The sequence below is a fragment of the Cyclobacterium qasimii M12-11B genome, from assembly GCF_000427295.1.
GTDB classification, from domain to species: domain Bacteria; phylum Bacteroidota; class Bacteroidia; order Cytophagales; family Cyclobacteriaceae; genus Cyclobacterium; species Cyclobacterium qasimii.
The window spans coordinates 1-2,969 of the sequence record NZ_ATNM01000195.1; the positions used below are offsets into that span (position 1 = coordinate 1).

The 2,969-nt window shown below is 41.2% G+C and carries 2 protein-coding genes; both read left to right on the plus strand.

The window, feature by feature from the left end:
• Positions 1 to 529: MopE-related protein (locus ADICYQ_RS24000; protein WP_040418050.1), on the plus strand; the 529-nt coding region annotated here is incomplete at its 5' end.
• 443 nt (positions 530 to 972) lie between these two features.
• Positions 973 to 2,751 carry a purple acid phosphatase family protein gene (locus ADICYQ_RS24005; RefSeq protein ID WP_020894176.1) on the plus strand — a complete coding sequence of 593 codons (1,779 nt, stop codon included), beginning with the start codon at positions 973 to 975 and terminating at the stop codon, positions 2,749 to 2,751.
• The last annotated feature ends 218 nt before the right edge of the window (positions 2,752 to 2,969 follow it).

A 2,969-nucleotide genomic window follows, 5' to 3' on the forward strand; every position in this document is an offset into this window, starting at 1 on the left:
TGATCCAAATACTTCAGATGATGACCTTGATGAGGATGGCTTTATTGCTGCAAATGATTGTGATGACACCAATCCAAACATAAACCCAGACCAGACTGAAATACCCTACAATGGGATAGATGATGACTGTAACCCGGAAACCCTGGACGATGATCTGGATGAAGATGGCTTTCTTAAAGCAAATGATTGTGATGATGAAAACCCTGGCATTAACCCTGACCAAATAGACATTCCAAACAATGACATAGATGAAAATTGTGATGGTTCAGATTTGATTGTAACCTCTCTTGAGGATTCGACTCATCCCATCAAAATATTCCCAAATCCCACCACTAGGTTCGTAGAGATTGGCTGGGAAAATGGAGGTGCTTATTTAATAGAACTGTTTGACACCTCAGGAAACCTTGTCCTTTCCACTTCTAATTCCAATAGAATAGACTTGATCGGGCTTGCAAATGGCAGCTATATAATTAAGGTTCACAAAGCATTTGGTAAACCAGTTGTCAAGAAAATTATAGTAGAAAAATAAACCTGTTACAAGTGAATCTTCACGGTTTTGAAGGTCTCTTAGCTATTATAAATTCAAGGTAATCCACTCCTTGCTGGGATTATGGTAAATGTAGGCTGCTATTTTTCTAAAGGAATCGACATTTCGAATGATAGGACCGTGAAATCGTGATTTCCAGCCAAATCCTGCATTTAATTTGCGCATTTCAAAGATGCATCGTCCTTAATATTATCGAATAATCCGTGAATAAGGGGTTTTTATTCCCTGTGATTCCACCCCGTTTTTTAGAATCGTTATCATCCATCAGGTCAGGATTCGCATTTTTTCGGTGTTAACTTAAATTTAACAATAAATAGTGGCCCAAATCAACTGGTTTTCAGTCATTAATTAGACAGCAGGTTTAAGATAAAAAAACCACCAATCATTGGCCTGCTTTTAAAATCAGTAATAATGAAATCTTGAATATGAAAATCAACCTATACAAAAATACAACCTACGTTTTTGCCCTACTCTTTATGCTCTTTGCTTGTTCTGAAACCAACGAACAACAGCGTAGTACATCCAAAGAACTTATCAGCAAGAAGGTCTCAGAGCTTTACCAGACAAAATCAGTAGAAGAACTTCATGCCCTTACTTACGAGCAAGCATTTGGCTTGTTTACCGAAGAGGAACTTGAGATCCTTTCCAGTGGTCATTGGACCTTTAATGTGAATGTACCTGTCGTGGTATCGGTAATAAGGAGCATAAAGCAAGAAAGGCTACCCTTCTGGCTCAAGGAAAGTGGCTTTGAGAAAACCGAAATGACCATGCACAACGAAATGACGGATTATGAAGTATGGCAAAAGAATTTTGACAAAGGCGAAATTGGATTGGGGATCAATGGCCTTGAGAATTACAGTTACCATTATTTTGTAACTGTAGCCCCTCAGAATGAAAGTGAGGAATTGACCATCAGCGATATTTATCCGGAAACTGATTTCATCGGTACCATGGATGATGGGGCTTTTGTTTACGGCGACTGGGATGAACTGGTATTATTAGAGGTCCCAGAGGCATTAAAAGGACAGCAGATGCTAACGACGGTACGAGGAAGAGGGACCGAATCTCAATTGGTCAATGCTTTTAGAACCACCAAGTTTCCTTCCTCAGAAAAGGCCGATCAAATCATGTTGACCTGGAGTGATGATCCTTCCTCTACGATGGACATTCAATGGAGAACTGCCAATTCGATTGACACAGGTAAAGTAACCTACAGGATAAAAGGGACAAGCGATACACTATCCATAGATGCGGTCAAGTATGAAATGGAAGACCTTAGACTTGCCAATGACCGTTATGTAAATCGGTTTACGGCCAATCTGATAAACCTGGAGGCAGGAACAACTTATGAATACAAAATAAGCTCGCAAGACAACTGGTCTGAAACGCAGACTTTCACCACGCAATCCAATGACGATACTTTTTCCTTTATTTGGTATGGTGACTCCCATTTTTCACCCATATGGGGAAAGTTGGCGAACCAGGCATTTCAAAAGCATCCAGAGGCAGCTTTTCAGGCCATTGCCGGTGACCTTGTAAGTGATGGCCTACATAGAGACCAATGGGATGAGCTCTTCGAATACTCCAAAGACGTCATCTCCCAGAGACCCTTTATGAATGTGATTGGAAATCATGACAACCGCATGGGACTTGGGGCCGAGATGTACAGGAAACTTTTCAGCTACCCAACGAATGGGCCAAAGGACCTTCCTACTGAACACACGTACTCCTTCAATTATAAAAATGCCTTGTTTCTGATGATTGACGCCACCTCAAAGGACGAGCTGCAAACCAAATGGATCGAGCAACAATTGAGTGAATCCAAGGCCACATGGAAATTTGCCATGTTCCACTTCCCTCCATACAACTGGGAGGAGCCCTACCCTAACATCCAAAAAGAGTGGATCCCTTTATTTGACAAGTACCATGTTGACATGGTATTTTCAGGACACATCCATTATTACATGCGTTCCAATCCCATGAAGGATGGCAAAGTCGTTGCTGACGCCAGGGATGGTACCATATACATGATTTCCATAGGTATTCCTAGCCCTAATAGGGGCATGGACGAAGAACCCTATGCCGAGATTAGGTATGAGCAGGGCCCATTTTATCAGGTGCTAGACATCGATGGCGACAGCCTTACCTTCACCGCCAAAGATTCCAGTGAAAATGTGGTTGATGAGTTGAGGCTGGTTAAATAAGAAAGGCCCAATTTGTAGCCATCGCGCAAAATAGATGGAAATCTCCCCATAGTAAGCATTTGGCTAAAGCCACAGAAACGCGTAAACCCAAATCATCCCCCAGCTAAAGCTGGGGGATATTAAAATATGAAATTCATTACAATTGAAAATTTAAACCATTAAACCCATTCCCGTTTTTAACTGGATTTTTTGGGTAATGAAATCCTATCAATAGGAAT

Bases quoted from the DNA above. Each gene is read 5' to 3' on its own strand.
- ADICYQ_RS24005 (WP_020894176.1), top strand. From the start codon at position 973: ATGAAAATCAACCTATACAAAAATACAACCTACGTTTTTGCCCTACTC.